The 17,041-nt window shown below is 41.3% G+C and carries 14 protein-coding genes; 13 read left to right on the top strand and 1 reads right to left on the bottom strand.

All coding sequences use genetic code 11. The annotated features are described in order from the left end of the window. The first annotated feature begins 4 nt into the window (after nt 1-4). The 3 genes from holA to K5J94_RS08405 all read left to right on the top strand — a co-directional run bounded on the left by holA (nt 5) and on the right by K5J94_RS08405 (nt 3,196). A complete protein-coding gene (gene holA / locus K5J94_RS08415; protein WP_221912915.1) occupies nt 5-1,042 on the top strand; it encodes a DNA polymerase III subunit delta in 1,038 nt (345 codons plus the stop codon). Nucleotides 1,043-1,129: 87 nt separating this feature from the next. Then, the gene (gene sodA / locus K5J94_RS08410; protein ID WP_159548987.1) at nt 1,130-1,738 is read left to right on the top strand and encodes a superoxide dismutase SodA; all 609 of its coding nucleotides are present in this window, start codon (nt 1,130-1,132) and stop codon (nt 1,736-1,738) included. A gap of 393 nt (nt 1,739-2,131) precedes the next feature. Continuing rightward, nucleotides 2,132-3,196 (top strand): serine hydrolase, encoded by a 1,065-nt coding sequence (locus K5J94_RS08405; RefSeq protein ID WP_231700353.1) that lies wholly within the window; start codon nt 2,132-2,134, stop codon nt 3,194-3,196. Nucleotides 3,197-3,355: 159 nt separating this feature from the next. Here K5J94_RS08405 and queA read toward each other — a convergent pair whose 3' ends face one another. After that, nucleotides 3,356-4,384: a tRNA preQ1(34) S-adenosylmethionine ribosyltransferase-isomerase QueA gene (gene queA, locus K5J94_RS08400; RefSeq protein ID WP_159543703.1), complete on the bottom strand. Its 1,029-nt coding sequence runs from the start codon at nt 4,382-4,384 to the stop codon at nt 3,356-3,358. Nucleotides 4,385-4,731: 347 nt separating this feature from the next. On the opposite strand from queA, the gene nagB reads away from it, so the two are divergent. The 10 genes from nagB (at nt 4,732) to alaS (ending at nt 16,986) form a co-directional block, all read left to right on the top strand. Then, entirely contained in the window at nt 4,732-5,436 is a 705-nt protein-coding gene (gene nagB, locus K5J94_RS08395; RefSeq protein ID WP_159563987.1) for a glucosamine-6-phosphate deaminase, read from the top strand. Nucleotides 5,437-5,502: 66 nt separating this feature from the next. Beyond that, nucleotides 5,503-6,219, top strand: a complete 717-nt coding sequence (locus K5J94_RS08390) for a pseudouridine synthase (protein ID WP_159583241.1) — start codon at nt 5,503-5,505, stop codon at nt 6,217-6,219. 77 nt (nt 6,220-6,296) lie between these two features. After that, the gene (locus K5J94_RS08385) at nt 6,297-7,442 is read left to right on the top strand and encodes an MFS transporter (RefSeq protein ID WP_159563989.1); all 1,146 of its coding nucleotides are present in this window, start codon (nt 6,297-6,299) and stop codon (nt 7,440-7,442) included. A gap of 77 nt (nt 7,443-7,519) precedes the next feature. Further along, a complete protein-coding gene (locus K5J94_RS08380) occupies nt 7,520-8,473 on the top strand; it encodes a competence protein CoiA (RefSeq protein WP_159563990.1) in 954 nt (317 codons plus the stop codon). 9 nt (nt 8,474-8,482) lie between these two features. Continuing rightward, complete coding sequence (gene pepF / locus K5J94_RS08375; protein ID WP_221912912.1) at nt 8,483-10,285, top strand: oligoendopeptidase F; 1,803 nt, start codon at nt 8,483-8,485, stop codon at nt 10,283-10,285. A gap of 51 nt (nt 10,286-10,336) precedes the next feature. Continuing rightward, nucleotides 10,337-10,951 carry an HAD-IA family hydrolase gene (locus K5J94_RS08370; RefSeq protein WP_221912910.1) on the top strand — a complete coding sequence of 205 codons (615 nt, stop codon included), beginning with the start codon at nt 10,337-10,339 and terminating at the stop codon, nt 10,949-10,951. Between the two features lie 158 nt (nt 10,952-11,109). Further along, complete coding sequence (locus tag K5J94_RS08365) at nt 11,110-12,330, top strand: L-lactate MFS transporter (protein WP_159563993.1); 1,221 nt, start codon at nt 11,110-11,112, stop codon at nt 12,328-12,330. Between the two features lie 42 nt (nt 12,331-12,372). After that, the gene (locus K5J94_RS08360) at nt 12,373-13,074 is read left to right on the top strand and encodes an O-methyltransferase (protein ID WP_159563994.1); all 702 of its coding nucleotides are present in this window, start codon (nt 12,373-12,375) and stop codon (nt 13,072-13,074) included. Nucleotides 13,075-13,144: 70 nt separating this feature from the next. Beyond that, nucleotides 13,145-14,092, top strand: coding sequence for a peptidylprolyl isomerase PrsA (prsA, locus tag K5J94_RS08355; protein WP_159543721.1), 948 nt, complete (start codon nt 13,145-13,147; stop codon nt 14,090-14,092). 275 nt (nt 14,093-14,367) lie between these two features. Further along, on the top strand, nt 14,368-16,986 hold the full coding sequence (gene alaS, locus K5J94_RS08350) for an alanine--tRNA ligase (protein ID WP_221912909.1): 2,619 nt from the start codon (nt 14,368-14,370) through the stop codon (nt 16,984-16,986). Nucleotides 16,987-17,041 lie beyond the last annotated feature (55 nt).

Below are 17,041 nucleotides of genomic sequence, written 5' to 3'. Positions count from 1 at the left end.
AAATATGATTGCATTGGAAGAATTACAAAAACTGACAGTTGACCAACTCGGTCCTTTGACCCTTGTTACAGGAGATGATGTTGGTCAATACACTGAGCTTAGAGATACACTTTTAAGCAAAATTGGCTATGATAAGGATGACCTCACTTATTCTTTTTTTGACTTGTCAAACACTAGTTATAAAGAAGCAGAAATGGATTTGGTTAGTCTTCCCTTTTTTGCTGACTATAAATTTGTGATTTTTGATCAATTGTTAGACATTACAACAGCGAAGAAGGCTTATTTTAAAGAGCAAGAGCTAAAAGCTTTTGAAGCTTATCTGGAAAAGCCACTTGAGAGTACACGCTTAATCATCCTTGCCCCTGGTAAATTAGACGGGAAGCGTCGCTTGGTGAAATTACTTAAGCGCGATGCTCGTGTCTTTGAGGCGACTCCGCTTAAGGAGCAAGAGTTTAAACGTTTTTTTCAAGCTTATGGTGATCGTTTAAGTCTCTCATTTGACAGTGGTGTCTTTGATAGGTTATTAGTAAAATCAAATGGTGATTTTGGTCAAATGGTTAAAAACCTAACCTTCTTAAAAGACTATAAACCAGATGATTCTATTACGTTAGATGACATAGAAGAGGCTATCCCCAAAACCCTCCAAGATAATGTGTTTCAATTAATAAAACATTTATTACGAAAAAACGCTTCTAAGGCTAGCTCTTTGGTGCATGATTTGCGTCTACAAGGTGAAGATGAGATTAAATTGATTGCTATCTTACTGGGGCAATTCCGACTTTATTTGCAGCTTGCCATTTTACAAGAGAGTGGGAAAAATGAGCAGCAAATGCTGGCCCATCTTTCTACAGTCATGGGCCGTAAGCTTAACCCTTATCAAATCAAGTATGCTTTAGCCGATACAAGATCTCTTTCTATTGCTTATCTAAAAACCGCGGTAGGGCAGCTCATTGAGACTGATTATCAGATAAAAACAGGAGTCAATGATAAAGCATATCTCTTTGATATTTGCTTGCTAAAGCTAATGGCTAGCCCGCTCTGATAACCCTTTATGGTCTGGGCAAATTAGTTGAAAGCTCTATCAAATTGCGTTACTATGGTTTTAGACTATAGGAAAGAGGATAAAACAATGGCAATTACCTTACCAGATCTTCCGTATGCGTACGATGCACTTGAACCGCAAATTGATCAAGAGACAATGACTCTTCATCATGATAAACACCATGCTACCTATGTCGCTAATACGAATGCGGCTTTAGAAAAGCATCCTGAAATTGGCGAAGACTTAGAAACCTTACTGACCAATCCTGACACCATTCCTGCTGATATTCGACAAGCACTAATCAACAATGGTGGAGGCCACCTTAACCATGCTTTGTTCTGGACATTATTATCTCCAGAAAAAACTGAAATTACAACAGATGTGGCTAAAGCTATCGATCAGGCCTTTGGTTCTTTTGATGCCTTTAAAGATGCGTTTACTAAAGCTGCTACTGGTCGTTTTGGTTCTGGCTGGGCTTGGCTTGTAGTAAATAAAGAAGGTAAGCTAGAAGTGATTTCTACAGCTAACCAAGATACACCGATTTCCCAAGGCCTAAAACCCATTCTTGCTTTAGATGTCTGGGAACATGCCTATTATTTGACGTATCGCAATGTCCGGCCAAATTATATCAAGGCCTTCTTTGAAATTATCAACTGGAATACAGTTGCTGAATTGTATCAAGCTGCGCTAGCTTAATACCTCTTTAAGCAAATTTTAATACCTACCAAGTTATCTTACGAACTTACAATGCCTGTAGATTGAAGAATGTCCTTTTGGGTCTGTTTCTTCAATCCTTTTTATTTGCTACAATAATAGGCTTAATTATCTCTGGCGAACATTTCGGTTAGTTTGCTTCAAAGACTTAGTTGATAAACACTGGCGTTCAAGTTGGCCGTGTATCTGAGTGGAAAATCTTGCCCAAGGGCCAGTTTAGTCAGATTATGATAGCTTATTTTATTACAAACGGTTGACAAAAAATATATTTTTAGTTACATTAGTAATAATTATGAAATATTTTTGTAAAATAAAGAAATCCTGATCGTTATTTCTTGGATTTTTTATTATTAACCAGGCAAAGGAGTTCAAGTTTTGGATAAGAAAAACCGCTCTGTCTTGAGGGAACAATCTACTCTGCTTATTCTGACCTGTGTCACCTTATTCCTTGCAGGAATTATCCTATCCACGTTACTGATTGCTAATGCGAAAAGTGAAGATAGGCCATCAAAAGCAGTGGTTAAGCACGAACAAGCTAAAAAACCTTTTAAGCCTAAGTCAGTTGAAAAATCTCAGGCAGCTAAACAAGCTGTGATGGCACATGATTTAGAGCGAATGAATGCTCTCAATCTTTATTATGACTATCCCAATCTCTCCTTAGCTGCTACGGTTAAGGCTTATTTACAAGAATATGGTATTGATCCCTCACAGGTAGCCTTTTCTTACAAGGATGTGCGCACAGGTAAAACAGATGGAATGAATGAAGTGGTGCCAATGACTGCAGGGAGTACTTACAAACTTCCTTTAAATATGCTTGTGCTTGATGAGGTCGCAAAGGGTAAACTCTCGCTGACAGAACGCTTTGATATTACCCATACCACCTATGAGTATCAAGGAGAGCATGCTGCCTATGTTAGCCAATTTAAGGGCGCGATGACCATTCCTCAGATGCAGGAATATTCGCTGGTTTACTCTGAAAACACACCAGCCTATGCTCTAGCTGAGCGATTTGGCGGACTTGATCAGGCATTTAAAGCCTTCGATCGTTACGGAAAATCACGTTCAAAAGAACTTCCAACGATCGCTCGAGCGGGCAATAAGACGACAGCAAGTTATTACCTGCAAGTTCTAGATTACTTATGGAAACACCAGGACAGCTATAAGCCGATTCTTGATTGCATCGGCCGTTCCTTTCCTGGGCAATATTACAAAACCTATCTCCCTGATCTAATCATCTATCAAAAGCCAGGCTATGTTCATGAAGCGCTCAATGTTGCTGCTATTGTTATGGAAAAGTCACCCTACCTCGTTGCAATCTATACGCGTCAGCTAGGAGGAACAACTCCAGAAAGTCAGGAGATTAGCCCTTTAGGCTATAATCAATTAGCTGCGCTGACCTATGTGATAAATGAATGGCACCGGGTTAACCAAAATCCCTAAAGCTTGGGCCAAAGTTTTCTTTGGTATAAAAAATAGCAGGACATTAAACTCTCTTAGAATTTAATGTCCTGCCATTTTAGTCATTTTAGTGTATTACAAGGCCCAAGGTCTCGTTAGGACTAAGTCTTAAAAATAAGCCTTTTTCAATCTTTAGTGCCTTTACATCACAAACATGGCATCGCCAAAGCTAAAGAAACGGTATTTTTCGTGAATGGCATGCTGATAGGCTTCTAAAACAAAGTCTCGCCCAGCAAAGGCTGCCACTAACATGACAAGTGTTGATTTGGGAAGGTGAAAGTTGGTTGAAAAGGCATCAACAACTGTAAACTGGTAACCAGGTTTGATAAAAATAGTTGTCCAGCCAGAATCTGCTTGGATTTCTCCTTTGAACTTAGAACCAATTGTTTCGAGGGTGCGAATGGATGTCGTTCCTACGGCTACAACGCGGCCGCCTTTGGCTTTGACTGCACGCAGTGTTTGCGCAGCTTCTTCACTTAGGGAATAAAACTCCGAGTGCATCTCATGTTCTTCAATATTATCCACTGAGACTGGTCGAAATGTGCCTAAACCAACGTGTAACGTGAGATAGACCAGGTGCACTCCCTTTGCTTGAATGCGTTCCAATAGCTCTTGTGTAAAATGGAGCCCAGCAGTCGGAGCAGCAGCTGAGCCATTTTCTTTGGCATAGACTGTCTGGTAGCGTTCTGCGTCGTCTAATTTTTCGTGGATATAAGGGGGAAGAGGCATTTCTCCTAAACTTTCCAAGACTTCTAAGAAAATCCCAGTATAAGAAAAGGCAACGATGCGGCCACCATGTTCAAGCTCTTCTAATACCGTAGCTGTTAGGCGTCCGTCTCCAAAAGAGATTTTTGTGCCGACTTTTAAGCGTTTAGCTGGTTTGGCCAAAACTTCCCATTGGTCCTCTCTGATGTTGTTTAAAAGGAGCAGTTCCACGTGGCCAAGTGTGTCTGTTTTTTGGCCGTGGAGGCGGGCTGGTAGGACACGAGTGTTATTCATAACCAAAGCATCACCTGGGTTCAATTGATCAATGATATGGTCAAAATGGCTATCAACCATTGTTTTTTGCTGGTGATCAATGATTAGTAATTTTGAGCTATCACGTTTCTCAAGCGGGGTTTGGGCAATCAGCTCCTCAGGCAGATCAAAATCAAAATCATTGGTATTCATAGCTACTCCTTTGTTACTATTGTTACTTTTCTTTTAGCTGTACTATTATATCACGACTAGGCAGGAACGTCATCTGATTGACCAGTTACTTTTCTTTGATGACCAAATGAAAAGCCAGGTCTATTGTCTCCGCTAACCATGAACAGCAAAATAATCAGTGTGGAGGAAAAGGTTTAGAGAGTTGGCTGTTTTTCGTTTAAAGCAGGCTATGTTTAAGGTGTAGGGAGGAGATTTGTTTGTTTTCTACCAACCTTATTGACAAATTGTTGGAGAATTAAAAATAGTTTCCTTGACAAAAATTGGTATATACCATATAATAGGTATATACCAGTAAAGGAGCTTAGCAGATGAAACTAATTCGTGTTGAAAACCCAGCAGAAGGTGGCAAAATTGCCTTTACTCTCCTTAAGGAGCAAATGAAAGCAGGTGCTAAGACTTTAGGCTTAGCAACAGGCAGTACGCCAGAAACGTTCTATCAAGAAATCGTAAAGAGTTCACTTGATTTATCAGATATGACCAGCATTAATTTGGATGAATATGTAGGCCTAGCTGCTAGCAATCAGCAAAGTTACCATTACTTCATGCATAAGCACTTATTTGATGCTAAACCCTTTAAGGAAAACTTCCTACCAAATGGTTTAGCAAAAGACTTGGCAGCTGAAGTCAAAGCTTATGACCAGCTGATTGCTAAACACCCAATTGACTTTCAAATCTTAGGCATTGGGCGTAATGGGCATATTGGTTTTAATGAACCAGGCACATCGTTTGAAGTCACCACACATGTGGTTGATTTAGAACCAGACACCATTGAAGCGAACAGTCGCTTCTTTGCAAGCAAAGACGAGGTGCCTAAGCAGGCCATTTCTATGGGGATTGCTTCGATTATGCAATCAAAAATGATTGTCTTATTGGCCTTTGGCAAGGAAAAAGCAGAAGCAGTGAAGGCCATGGTTGAAGGACCAGTTACCCAAGACTTGCCAGCTAGTATTCTTCAAAAGCATCCCAATGTTGTTGTGATTGTTGATCAAGCAGCAGCTGAACTGTTAGACTAAGAGCAACGTTAGAGCCAATCGCAAGGCTCTTTTTTTCTTGTGCCAAAGTATGCTAAACTAGTTACTATGCGATTAGATAAACTATTAGAATTAGCAAAAATTGGCTCGCGCAAGCAGGTCAAGCAACTTCTGGCCCGCAAGCAAGTGCTTATTGATGGGCTACCAGCTTGGTCTGCGGCGCAAAATTGTGATCCAGGTTTACAAGTCATCACGGTTAAAGGGCAGGTTATTAGGGATTTTGCAGCCCAGTATTTTCTCTTGCATAAGCCTGCGGGCGTTGTGTCTGCTTGTTGGGATACTACCTATCAGACGGTCCTTGATCTGGTTGATCCTAAGCATGTTTATGATAACCTTTATCCGATTGGTCGATTGGATCGCGATACAGAAGGCCTAATATTAATCACAAATAATGGTCCGCTAGGATTTCGGATGTTGCATCCGAAATACCATGTGTCTAAGACCTATTTTGTCGAAGTGAATGGCTATTTAGGCCAAGATGCTTGTCAATTCTTCAGCCAGGGCGTGGTCTTTGCTGATGGGACCAAGTGTAAAGCTGCGCTTTTGGAAGTTATGGCTAGTGGAGCGACCCTTTCTCAGGCCCAGGTAACTATCTCAGAAGGTAAATTTCACCAAGTTAAGAAAATGTTTTTGGCTTATGGGGTTAAGGTTGTCTATTTGCGCAGAACGGCTTTTGCTGGTTTTACTTTGGGCCAACTGCCTGTGGGTGCTTTTCGGACTTTAACTGCGGAAGAACTGCGGCACTTAAAAACGTTCTTAGACTAGTGTGTTCATTCACAATACTTGCAGAATTGTGAAACACTCTATATACTAGTGACGTATTATTAAAAAGGAGTTTTTCAATGAAAGATAAGTTATCATCAAAAGTGGCGATTTTATCGATTTCCATTTTTTTGATGTCGCATTTGGCTATTGCTCCAGCAATTCCTAAGATGTTTGAGTTTTACCATGCGCAAAATCCGCAGCTTGGGCTAGCATCTGTAGAAAATTTGGTGACCATCCCGGCCATGATGATTACGATTTTTGTCATGCTCAGTCCCTTTGTAGTGGCCAGGTTAGGTAAGAAAAAAACAGTTCAATTGGGTTTGATCCTTATTTTAATTTCTGGTTTGGTCTCGTTTTTTACACGTCAGTTTGTCGTTGTTTTGGTTTGCCGCTTATTGTTGGGAATTGGGATTGGTTTGTATAATTCTCTTTCCATTAGTATTATTAGTGATCATTATACTGGTCAAACTCGGGCTAATATGATTGGTCTACGTACGGCTACTTTAAATATTGGTAAGGCTCTAACGACCTTTATTGTTGGTTTGGCGCTGCTGGTTGGTGTTAACTATACTTACCTCGTGTATTTATTGGTTATCCCGGTCTACTTTTTCTTTAGCAAATTTGTGCCGGAATCAACACAAGATCCGCATTCTGTTAAGGCTATGGCTACTTTTGATCGATCGGCCTTGTATTTGATGTTAATAACGTTTTTTGTGGGGATTAGTTACATTGGGGCAACCATTAAAATACCAACTCTTTTAGTTAGCAAATACCACTATTCGAGTTTTTTTGCCAGCAATATCTTAACCGTTTTGGCTGTTAGTGGGATTATCATTGGTATTGTTTTTGGTTATCTAACACGTGTGCTAAAAGAAGGAACCCTGTTACTCATGATTGTGGCTATGGGACTTGGCAATCTGCTGTTAACTTTTGGAAATTCAAAAATCCTCTTTGTTGTTGCGGCTATTTTGATTGGTGCCAGTTTTGTAGGTACGATGTCATCTGTCTTTTACTATATTGCTAAGCACTATTCCCTAGCTCATAATAATTTTATAACGAGCTTAGCACTGACAGCAGGAAATATCGGAGTTATCTTGACACCTGTGGTATTAACCAAATTACCTAGTGCTTTACACTTAGAAGCTTTTATCACACCCTTTTATATGACCAGTGCCTTAATGTTGGTTTGTATGGGACTTTATAGTTTACTCAAAAAAGTTTAAATCATTGCCTGTTGCCGTACACAACAGGCATTTTTTTCGAATAGATAAGTGAGGTCTATTTGGAAAGGAAGTTTGTGATGCTCTCAGCGATTAATCAGCAAGGCCAGGTCATCTCTATTTTGAAAGAACCGCCTAAAGATGCCATTTATTTTTGCCCAGTGTGTCATGGCGAGGTGCTCGTACGCCGGGGACCGATAAAACGCCCGCATTTTGCCCACCGGCAGTTAAGCCAGTGCCCACATGAAAGCTCAAATGAATCAGCCGAGCATCTCGGTTTAAAAGCACTCCTTTATCATTCCCTATCTGCTAGTGCAGATGTCATTGTGGAGTATTATTTGCCAGAAATTGCCCAGATTGCCGATCTGTGTGTTAACCACAAACTGATTTTAGAAGTACAATGTAGCCCCTTATCGCTTGAGAGACTGAGCCAAAGGACACAGTCTTATCAGGCAGCTGGCTTTACGGTGCTTTGGTTATTGGGCCAAAAGCTGGCGCTTAAGCAGCGACTGACAGCTTTGCAGCGGGCCTTGCTGCAGTTTTCCTGGCAAATTGGCTTTCACGTGTGGGAGCTTGATTTACAAAAATCAGTGATTCATTTGCATTATATGATACACGAGGATTTATTTGGCCGCCTGCATTATCTCACTTATTCCTATTCTTTAAAAAAATCGATCCTGCCCTTGTTGCGGTGGCCATATGTGCCTAAGCTGTCTCCGACAATGCAGGTCACAACAGATCGGGATTTGCTTTTGAAAATTCAAAGAGCCTTATACCAGCGTGACCCTCGTTGGTTAAAAATCCAAGAGCAGGCTTATTTGCAAGGGGAGAATATATTATCTTACTCAGCGCAAGCCTTTTACCCACCACTTAGGCCCATTATAATTGATGCAACGCACTGTTCTTATCATCCAAAACTGCTCAGCTATTATCAAGCCTATGACAGTTATTACAAAGAAATGTCTAATAAGCATGTGCAAACGCTTTATGCTCCAGACTTTTATGTTAAAATGAAAAGGAAGAAAATATACTAGGAGGATTCTATGTCAGATAATCGCAGCCATTTAGAAGAAAAATATACGTGGGATTTAGGGACCATCTTTGCCAGTGATGATGATTGGGAGCAGGAGGTGCAAGCTCTTAATGCCGCACTTGATCAGGCTAAGAGTGATGCCGGACACTTGCTAGATAGTAGTAGTCAGTTATTACGCATTACCCAGACCCAACTGGCCTTATCACGCCGGATTGAGACAGTATATGTGTATGCGCACATGAAAAATGACCAAGATACAACTGTGGCTAAATATCAGGAATATCAGTCCAAGGCTGCAGCTTTATATGCCCGCTTTGGAGAAGTTTATTCCTTCTATGAACCAGAGATTATGGCTTTAGATGAAGAGACTTTGATTGACTTTGAGGTTCAAGAAGCTGGCCTAAAGCCCTATCGTCATTATTTTGAGCGTCTGCTTAAGAATAAAAAACATGTATTGACGCCGCATGAAGAAGAGCTCTTAGCTGGGGCACAGGAAATTTTCAATGCTCCTGAGGATACCTTTGGCATTCTAGATAATGCTGATATTTCGTTCCCAACGATTGTAGATGATCAAGGCCAAGAAGTGGAAATAACGCATGGTAATTTTATCAAACTGATGGAATCAAAAGACCGTAAAGTCCGGCAAGCTGCTTTTGAGGCTCTCTATCAAACCTATGAACAATTCCAGCATACTTATGCAAAAACCTTACAAAGCAATGTGAAAGTCCATAATTTCCAAGCACGTGTTCACCACTATGATTCAGCGCGTCAAGCAGCTATGTCTGCTAATTTTATTCCAGAAGCTGTCTACGATACGCTACTTGCCTCTGTTCATAAGCATCTGCCTCTTTTGCATCGCTACCTTAAGTTACGGCAGGAGGTTCTAGGACTTTCAGAATTAAAAATGTATGACATTTATACCCCTTTGTCGGAGGTGGACCTGGCCGTATCTTATGATGAAGCACTGGCCAAAACAGAAAAAATCTTAGAGGTCTTTGGTCCTGATTATGCCAAGCGAGTGCACCGTGCCTTTACTGAGCGTTGGATTGATGTTCATGTCAACAAAGGGAAACGTTCAGGCGCCTATTCTGGTGGTGCTTATGACACCAATGCCTTTATGCTGTTGAACTGGCAAGATACATTAGATAGTATGTATACCCTAATCCACGAGACAGGTCACAGCATGCACTCAACCTTTACCAGGGAAACGCAACCTTATGTCTATGGTGATTATAGTATCTTTTTAGCCGAGATTGCCTCAACAACTAATGAAAATATTTTGACAGAAGCTCTCCTTAAGGAAGTGACTGACGATAAAGAGCGTTTTGCGATTCTAAATCACTATCTTGATGGCTTTAGGGGGACCGTTTTCCGCCAAACACAGTTTGCGGAATTTGAATTAGCAATTCACCAAGCTGATCAGGCTGGCCAGGTGTTAACCAGTGATTATCTAAACAACCTCTACGCCACCTTAAACGAAAAGTATTATGGCTTACCAAAAGCCGAAAATCACTACATTCAATATGAGTGGGCACGTATTCCGCATTTTTATTATAACTATTATGTCTACCAATATGCTACTGGTTTTGCTGCGGCCAGCTACCTAGCGCACAAGATTGTCCATGGTCAGCCAGAAGATATTGAGCGTTACTTGGATTACTTGAAAGCGGGTAACTCAGATTTCCCACTAGCAGTTATCGCCAAAGCAGGTGTTGATATGACAGATACGACTTATCTAGATGAGGCCTTTGCTGTCTTTGAAAAACGTTTAACAGAATTAGAAGCACTAGTGGCAAAAGGCGTATTACATTAAGATGGGCTGTAAGCCTTAAAAATCAAAGAGATAAGGGTGAGGGTGTGAGATATGACAAAAACAGCATTTATTTGGGATTTTGATGGAACCTTGGTTGAGTCTTATGAGGCCATTCGCCAAGTGATTCAAGAAATGTATCATGTGTATGATCTACCTTTGGATGAGGCATGTGTCATGGACTTTATCTTAAAAGAGTCTGTTTACTCGCTACTAAAGGACATTGCGCGGGCCTATCGCATTCCCTTTAAAGAGTTGCTGACATTCTTTAACCGTGAACAAGAAGCGCGTGATCATATGATAACTTTGATGCCAGCCACTAAGGAGGTTTTAGAGTATACTCAAGAACAAGGAATTGATAACTTTATCATTACGCACAAAGGTGCAACGACCCAAGCTGTTTTAGAAAAGCTAGGCATAGCCACTTACTTTAAGCACGTCCTTACAGCACAAGATGGCTTTAAACGAAAACCGCATCCAGAATCCATTACCTTTTTAGTGGATACTTATCAGTTAGATAAGCAGCATACCTATTATATAGGTGATTGTTTGTTAGATGTTCAGGCAGCTGAAAATGCTGGCATTAAATCACTTAATCTCACCCAGCCTGATTCTAAGGGAAATAGTCATATTGACTCTTTATCAGCCATTACTGCCCTTGCTTTATAAACTCAAAGAGACAAAAACCTTGATTTCGAGCGCCAAGCTTTTTGTCTCTTTTTCAGTTAAACATAATCTTTGACGAAAGGTCTAAGTTATCATAAAATAAAATCCTGACGATAAATAAAAAAACAAAGAAAATATTCGTTTTTTGGAAAGAGGTTTTTGTGAAAATAACCAATCGATACGTTGTAGCAACTGCAGGGGTAATATTACATTTGATGCTGGGCTCTACCTATGCTTGGAGTGTCTTTCGTAACCCCATGATGACAGAGACAGGCTGGTCTCAGTCCTCCATTGCCTTTGCGTTTTCATTAGCTATTTTTTGCCTAGGCATGTCGGCAGCGTTTGTTGGTCGCTTTGTCGAACGTTTTGGTCCTCGTCTTGTTGGCTCTTTTTCGGCCATTTTCTATGGTGGCGGGACGATGCTGACTGGTTTAGCCATTCAGCATCATAATCTTACCTTACTGTATTTGGGGTATGGGCTTATTGGTGGGTTAGGGTTAGGCGCAGGATACATCACCCCAGTATCAACCATTATTAAGTGGTTTCCTGACAAGCGCGGCTTGGCTACTGGCATGGCGATAATGGGCTTTGGTTTTGCCTCTTTATTAACCAGTCCCATTGCACAGCTCTTAATGACGAGTAGGGGAGTGGTTGAGACTTTCTATTTATTAGGCTTTCTTTATTTTAGCGTTATGATTATTGCAGCGCAGTTTATTCAAAAACCGAGCGCTAGCGAATTTGCAGCTGTAAGTAAGAGCATACCAGGCGGTGCGGCCTTAGAGCAAGGGTACAGTGCTCATGAAGCGATTCGCACACCAGAATTTTATACCTTGTGGTTCCTTTTGTTCATTAATATCGCTTGTGGCTTAGCTCTGATTTCGGTAGTTGCACCCATTTCGCAAGATCTTGCACATTTGACACCTACTGATGCGGCCTTAGCTGTAGGCTTAATGGGGATTTTTAATGGCTTTGGACGTCTGGTGTGGGCTTCTTTATCAGATTGGTTGGGACGATCCATGACCATGATTCTCTTGTTTGTAGTCAATATTCTGATGATGCTTATGCTGATGGTTGTCCATGTCCCTATCATTTTTATTGGTGCTTTGGCTATTCTCATGACCTGTTATGGGGCGGGCTTTTCGCTCATTCCTCCTTATTTGAGTGATCTTTTTGGGGCGAAGGAACTTGCTACCTTGCATGGTTATATTTTAACAGCTTGGGCTGTTGCAGCCTTGGTAGGTCCCATGTTACTTTCTATCACTTTTGAGATTACTCATTCCTATTACAGCACACTTGGATTATTTATTGGGCTCTACACCCTTGCATTTGGCGTTGCACTCAGACTGCATCTGAGCTTGTCTCGTCAAAAACAAATTCTTTAAAAACTCTAGTAAAGTCTAGAGTTTTTTTATATAATGAGAGGTATGGTTCAAACGTACAGTCAAAATGCAAATCGTAACATGCGCCGTCCGATTATTAAGGAGGATGTCCTGCAATTCTTGCGCACCAAGCAGACTCAAAATCAGGGTCATTTAGCAGAATTAGAAGTTTTTGCGAAGTCCGAAAACATTCCGATCATCCAACACGAAGTTGTTGCTTATTTTCGTGTCCTTCTTAAAGCATTAGCACCAGCAAAAATACTTGAAATTGGTACAGCAATTGGCTTTTCTGCTCTGGTTATGGCAGATGTCCTACCGGAGGCTAAAATTGTAACCATTGATCGTAATGACGAAATGATTGCTTTGGCCCAAAAAAACTTGGCGCGCTTTGATCAGCGCAAGCAAATTACCCTTTTACAAGGAGATGCAGCAGATATTCTCAAAGAAGTTGAGCAAGACTTTGATTTTGTCTTTATGGACTCGGCTAAGTCAAAATACGTCGTATTTTTACCGGAAATTTTACGCCATTTAAAGGTTGGTGGAGTGATTATTATTGATGATGTCTTTCAAGGTGGTGACATCGTTAAACCAATCGAAGAAGTGCATCGCAGTCAGCGAGCGATCTATCGTGGCTTACAAAAGTTATTTGAGGTGACACTAGATCATCCTGCTCTAACAAGCAGCTTAATTCCGCTAAGCGATGGGTTATTAATGATTCGTAAGGACCAAGAAGTTGAGCATTTGTAACAGATTAAGTATTATTTAAGAATTTGTGTTATAATAAATTGGTTAAAGACAAAAAAAGGAGTTCATCATTATGAAGACATCACGCAAAATCCTCACAGGGGTAGTCACAGTTGCTTCAGTGCTAACACTGGCAGCCTGTCACTCAACCAGTGAAGGAACAAATGTTATCACAATGAAAGGTGATACAATCACTGTCAGTGATTTTTACAACGAAGCTAAAAACTCTAGCGCTGCACAACAATCCATGCTTAATCTGGTATTATCACGTGTGTTTGAGTCACAATATGGTAAGCAAGTGTCAGAAAAAGAAGTCAAACAATCATATGACAAGACTGCTAAACAGTATGGCTCATCATTCTCAGGTGCTTTGCAACAAGCTGGTTTAACTCCTGAAACGTATAAAAAGCAAATTAGAACAACAATGCTTGTTGAGCACGCTGTTAAAAAAGCAGCTAAGAAAGAACTGACAGATAAAAATTACGAAAAGGCTTATAAAGATTACACGCCAAGTATGACAACGCAAGTCATGGCCCTAAATGATGAAGAAAAAGCTAAAAAGGCTCTGGATGATGTCAAGGCAGAAGGGGCTGATTTTGCCGCAATTGCTAAGGATAAAACAACAGCAGCAAATAAGAAAATTGATTATACTTTTGATTCTGCTAGCACAACACTGCCAAGCGAAGTAATCAAGGCAGCAAGTAAGCTTAAAGAAGGTGACCATTCAGAGGTGATAACTGTCTTAGATTCAGCAACTTACCAAAAGAAATTCTACATTGTGAAAGTACTTAAAAAAGCTGAGAAAAAAGCAGACTGGAAATCCTCTAAACCTCGTTTGAAAGAAATTATCTTAAAAGAAAAAACAAATGATACCAACTTCCAAAATAAGGTGATTTCATCAGCTTTAGATAAAGCAAATGTGAAGATCAAGGACAAAGCCTTTGCTAATATCTTGGCACAATTTGCTTCAAAGAAAGATACAAAGGCAAATAATAATCTAGGTACACCTGTAGGTCAATAAGGATAAGAGATTGACCGACTGGATAAAAAACGATATACTTATAAAAGTTAAGAATTGTCTTTCGGCGATTGGATTCAGAGAAGTGACGGGAGCTGCGAGTCATGGACAATCAGAAAGTACATGCTACTTAATGAAATAGTTGAATATAATAATGAGAATGACAAGTTCATTGAATAGAGGTGGTACCGCGGTTTTCGCCCTCTGTTAAATGAACTTGTTTTGTGTTTGTAAAGGCCAAGCCAACTTGCGCTTTACAAAATAGAAAAGGACATGCTATGAAACAAATGACTTCTGCTGAAATTCGTCAAATGTGGCTAGATTTCTGGAAATCAAAAGGTCACTCTGTTGAGCCATCAGCTAACCTGGTCCCTGTCAATGACCCAACGCTTCTATGGATTAACTCTGGTGTGGCAACTCTCAAAAAATATTTTGATGGTTCTGTAATTCCAGAAAACCCACGGATTACTAATGCTCAAAAGTCCATTCGGACAAATGATATTGAAAATGTTGGGAAAACAGCTCGCCACCATACCATGTTTGAAATGCTTGGTAATTTTTCCATTGGTGATTATTTCCGTGATGAGGCAATTGAGTGGGGCTATGAATTGCTCACAAGTCCAGAGTGGTTTGCTTTCCCAAAAGACAAACTGTATATGACTTATTACCCAGCTGATACTGATTCTTACAACCGCTGGATTGCTTGTGGGGTAGAACCTAGTCATTTGATTCCCTTAGAAGAAAATTTTTGGGAGATTGGTAAAGGTCCTTCAGGGCCAGATACAGAGATTTTCTTTGACCGCGGCGCAGCCTTTGACCCTGAAAATATTGGCATTCGTCTCTTAGAAGAAGACCTTGAGAACGATCGTTACATCGAAATCTGGAATATCGTCTTATCCCAATTTAATGCTGATCCTGCAGTGCCCCGTTCACAATATAAAGAACTGCCTCACAAAAATATTGATACGGGAGCAGGCCTAGAGCGTTTAGTTGCTGTTATTCAAGGGGCTAAAACTAACTTTGAAACAGACCTTTTCTTGCCAATCATTCATGAGATTGAGCAGATGTCTGGCAAAACCTATGACCCAGATGGTGACAACATGAGCTTTAAAGTCATTGCCGACCATATCCGGGCTTTGGCATTTGCCATCGGAGATGGGGCCTTACCTGGCAATGAAGGGCGTGGCTATGTACTTCGCCGTTTGCTGCGCCGGGCTGTCATGCATGGTCGCCGTCTGGGGATTCATGAAACCTTCCTTTACAAATTAGTCCCAACAGTTGGCCAGATCATGGAAAGTTACTATCCAGAAATTCTTGAAAAACAAGACTTTATCCAAAAAATTATCAAGCGTGAAGAAGAAACCTTTGCACGGACTATTGATGCCGGGTCTGGTCATTTGGATCAATTGCTAGCGCAGCTCAAGGCCAGTGGCCAAAACACTCTGGAAGGTCAAGACATCTTCAAACTTTACGACACCTATGGTTTCCCTGTGGAATTAACAGAAGAATTAGCAGAAGATGCAGGTTATCAGATTGATCACGCTGGCTTTAAAGCAGCCATGAAAGAACAGCAAGAGCGAGCACGTGCAGCTGTGGTCAAGGGTGGCTCAATGGGGATGCAAAACGAAACCCTTGCTGGGATTACAGAGCCATCGACTTTCTTGTATGAAACAGAGAGTGTTGATGCCCGTTTGACTGTGATTATTGTTGACAATGAACGCAGCCAAGTGGTTTCAGAAGGTCAGGCCTTGCTGGTCTTTGATCAGACACCTTTTTATGCAGAAATGGGTGGCCAGGTGGCTGACCATGGCGTGATTAAAAATAGCCAGGGTGAGATAGTTGCACATGTGACGGATGTGCAAAAAGCGCCAAATGGCCAAGCCCTACACACCGTCAAGGTCCTAGCTAGTCTAGCTTTAGATGAGGTTTATCACCTCGAGATTGATACTAAACGTCGTTATGCAGTGGAGAAAAACCACACCGCAACCCATTTGTTGCATGCGGCTCTTCATCGAGTTGTCGGTGAGCATGCTACCCAGGCTGGCTCGTTAAATGAAGCAGACTTCCTTCGCTTTGACTTCACCCATTTTGAAGCTGTGACAGCTGCTGAGCTTCGCCAGATTGAAGAAGAAGTCAACCAACAAATCTGGAATGCCCTTGCTATCACAACAACAGAAACGGATGTCGAGACGGCTAAAGCAATGGGAGCGATGGCCCTCTTTGGTGAAAAGTATGGCAAAACGGTGCGCGTGGTCCAAATCGGAGATTATTCGGTTGAACTTTGCGGGGGAACCCATTTGCACAATTCCTCAGAAATTGGCCTCTTTAAAATCCTCAAAGAAGAAGGGATTGGTTCAGGAACCCGCCGTATTTTGGCGGTTACCGGCCAAGCAGCCTATGAGGCCTTCCGCAAGCAAGAAGATGCCCTAAAAGAAATTGCCCAGACATTAAAGGTCCCTCAAATGGACCAAGTTCCTGCTAAGGTTATGAGCCAAAGTGAGCAGCTCCGCGATTTGCAAAAGGAAGTGGCTGAGCTCAAGGAAAAAGCAGCAGCCGCCCAAGCCGGTGATGTCTTTAAAAATGTCAAGGAAGCTAAGGACTTGCGCTACATTGCCACCCAAGTTACGGTCTCTGATGCCGGTGCCTTACGCACCTTTGCTGATAACTGGAAGCAAACAGACTACTCAGATGTGCTGGTACTTGTCGCTGCCATTGGTGAAAAAGTCAATGTTCTTGTGGCCAGCAAGACCAAGAACGTTCATGCTGGAAACGTGATTAAAGCCTTGGCCCCAATCATCTCTGGTCGTGGAGGCGGTAAACCAGATATGGCTATGGCTGGTGGATCAGATGCTAGTCAAATAGCAGAGCTGCTAAAAGCTGTACCAGAGCACCTATAAGCCTGTCAAAAGGCTGCTTGCCTTGCTAGTCGCCTAGATAGAATGCTGCTAAGTA

Origin of the sequence: Streptococcus halichoeri, from assembly GCF_019774635.1 — a bacterium.
GTDB classification, from domain to species: Bacteria; Bacillota; Bacilli; order Lactobacillales; family Streptococcaceae; genus Streptococcus; species Streptococcus halichoeri.
Note: the sequence above shows the minus strand (reverse complement) of the source record. Positions and strands in the feature narration are given on the sequence as shown.

Coding starts and splice junctions, on each gene's coding strand:
- K5J94_RS08385 (WP_159563989.1), top strand. CDS start 6,297: ATGAAAGATAAGTTATCATCAAAAGTGGCGATTTTATCGATTTCCATT.
- prsA (WP_159543721.1), top strand. CDS start 13,145: ATGAAGACATCACGCAAAATCCTCACAGGGGTAGTCACAGTTGCTTCA.
- K5J94_RS08370 (WP_221912910.1), top strand. CDS start 10,337: ATGACAAAAACAGCATTTATTTGGGATTTTGATGGAACCTTGGTTGAG.
- K5J94_RS08380 (WP_159563990.1), top strand. CDS start 7,520: ATGCTCTCAGCGATTAATCAGCAAGGCCAGGTCATCTCTATTTTGAAA.
- queA (WP_159543703.1), bottom strand. CDS start 4,384: ATGAATACCAATGATTTTGATTTTGATCTGCCTGAGGAGCTGATTGCC.
- nagB (WP_159563987.1), top strand. CDS start 4,732: ATGAAACTAATTCGTGTTGAAAACCCAGCAGAAGGTGGCAAAATTGCC.
- holA (WP_221912915.1), top strand. CDS start 5: ATGATTGCATTGGAAGAATTACAAAAACTGACAGTTGACCAACTCGGT.
- sodA (WP_159548987.1), top strand. CDS start 1,130: ATGGCAATTACCTTACCAGATCTTCCGTATGCGTACGATGCACTTGAA.
- K5J94_RS08360 (WP_159563994.1), top strand. CDS start 12,373: ATGGTTCAAACGTACAGTCAAAATGCAAATCGTAACATGCGCCGTCCG.
- K5J94_RS08390 (WP_159583241.1), top strand. CDS start 5,503: ATGCGATTAGATAAACTATTAGAATTAGCAAAAATTGGCTCGCGCAAG.
- alaS (WP_221912909.1), top strand. CDS start 14,368: ATGAAACAAATGACTTCTGCTGAAATTCGTCAAATGTGGCTAGATTTC.
- pepF (WP_221912912.1), top strand. CDS start 8,483: ATGTCAGATAATCGCAGCCATTTAGAAGAAAAATATACGTGGGATTTA.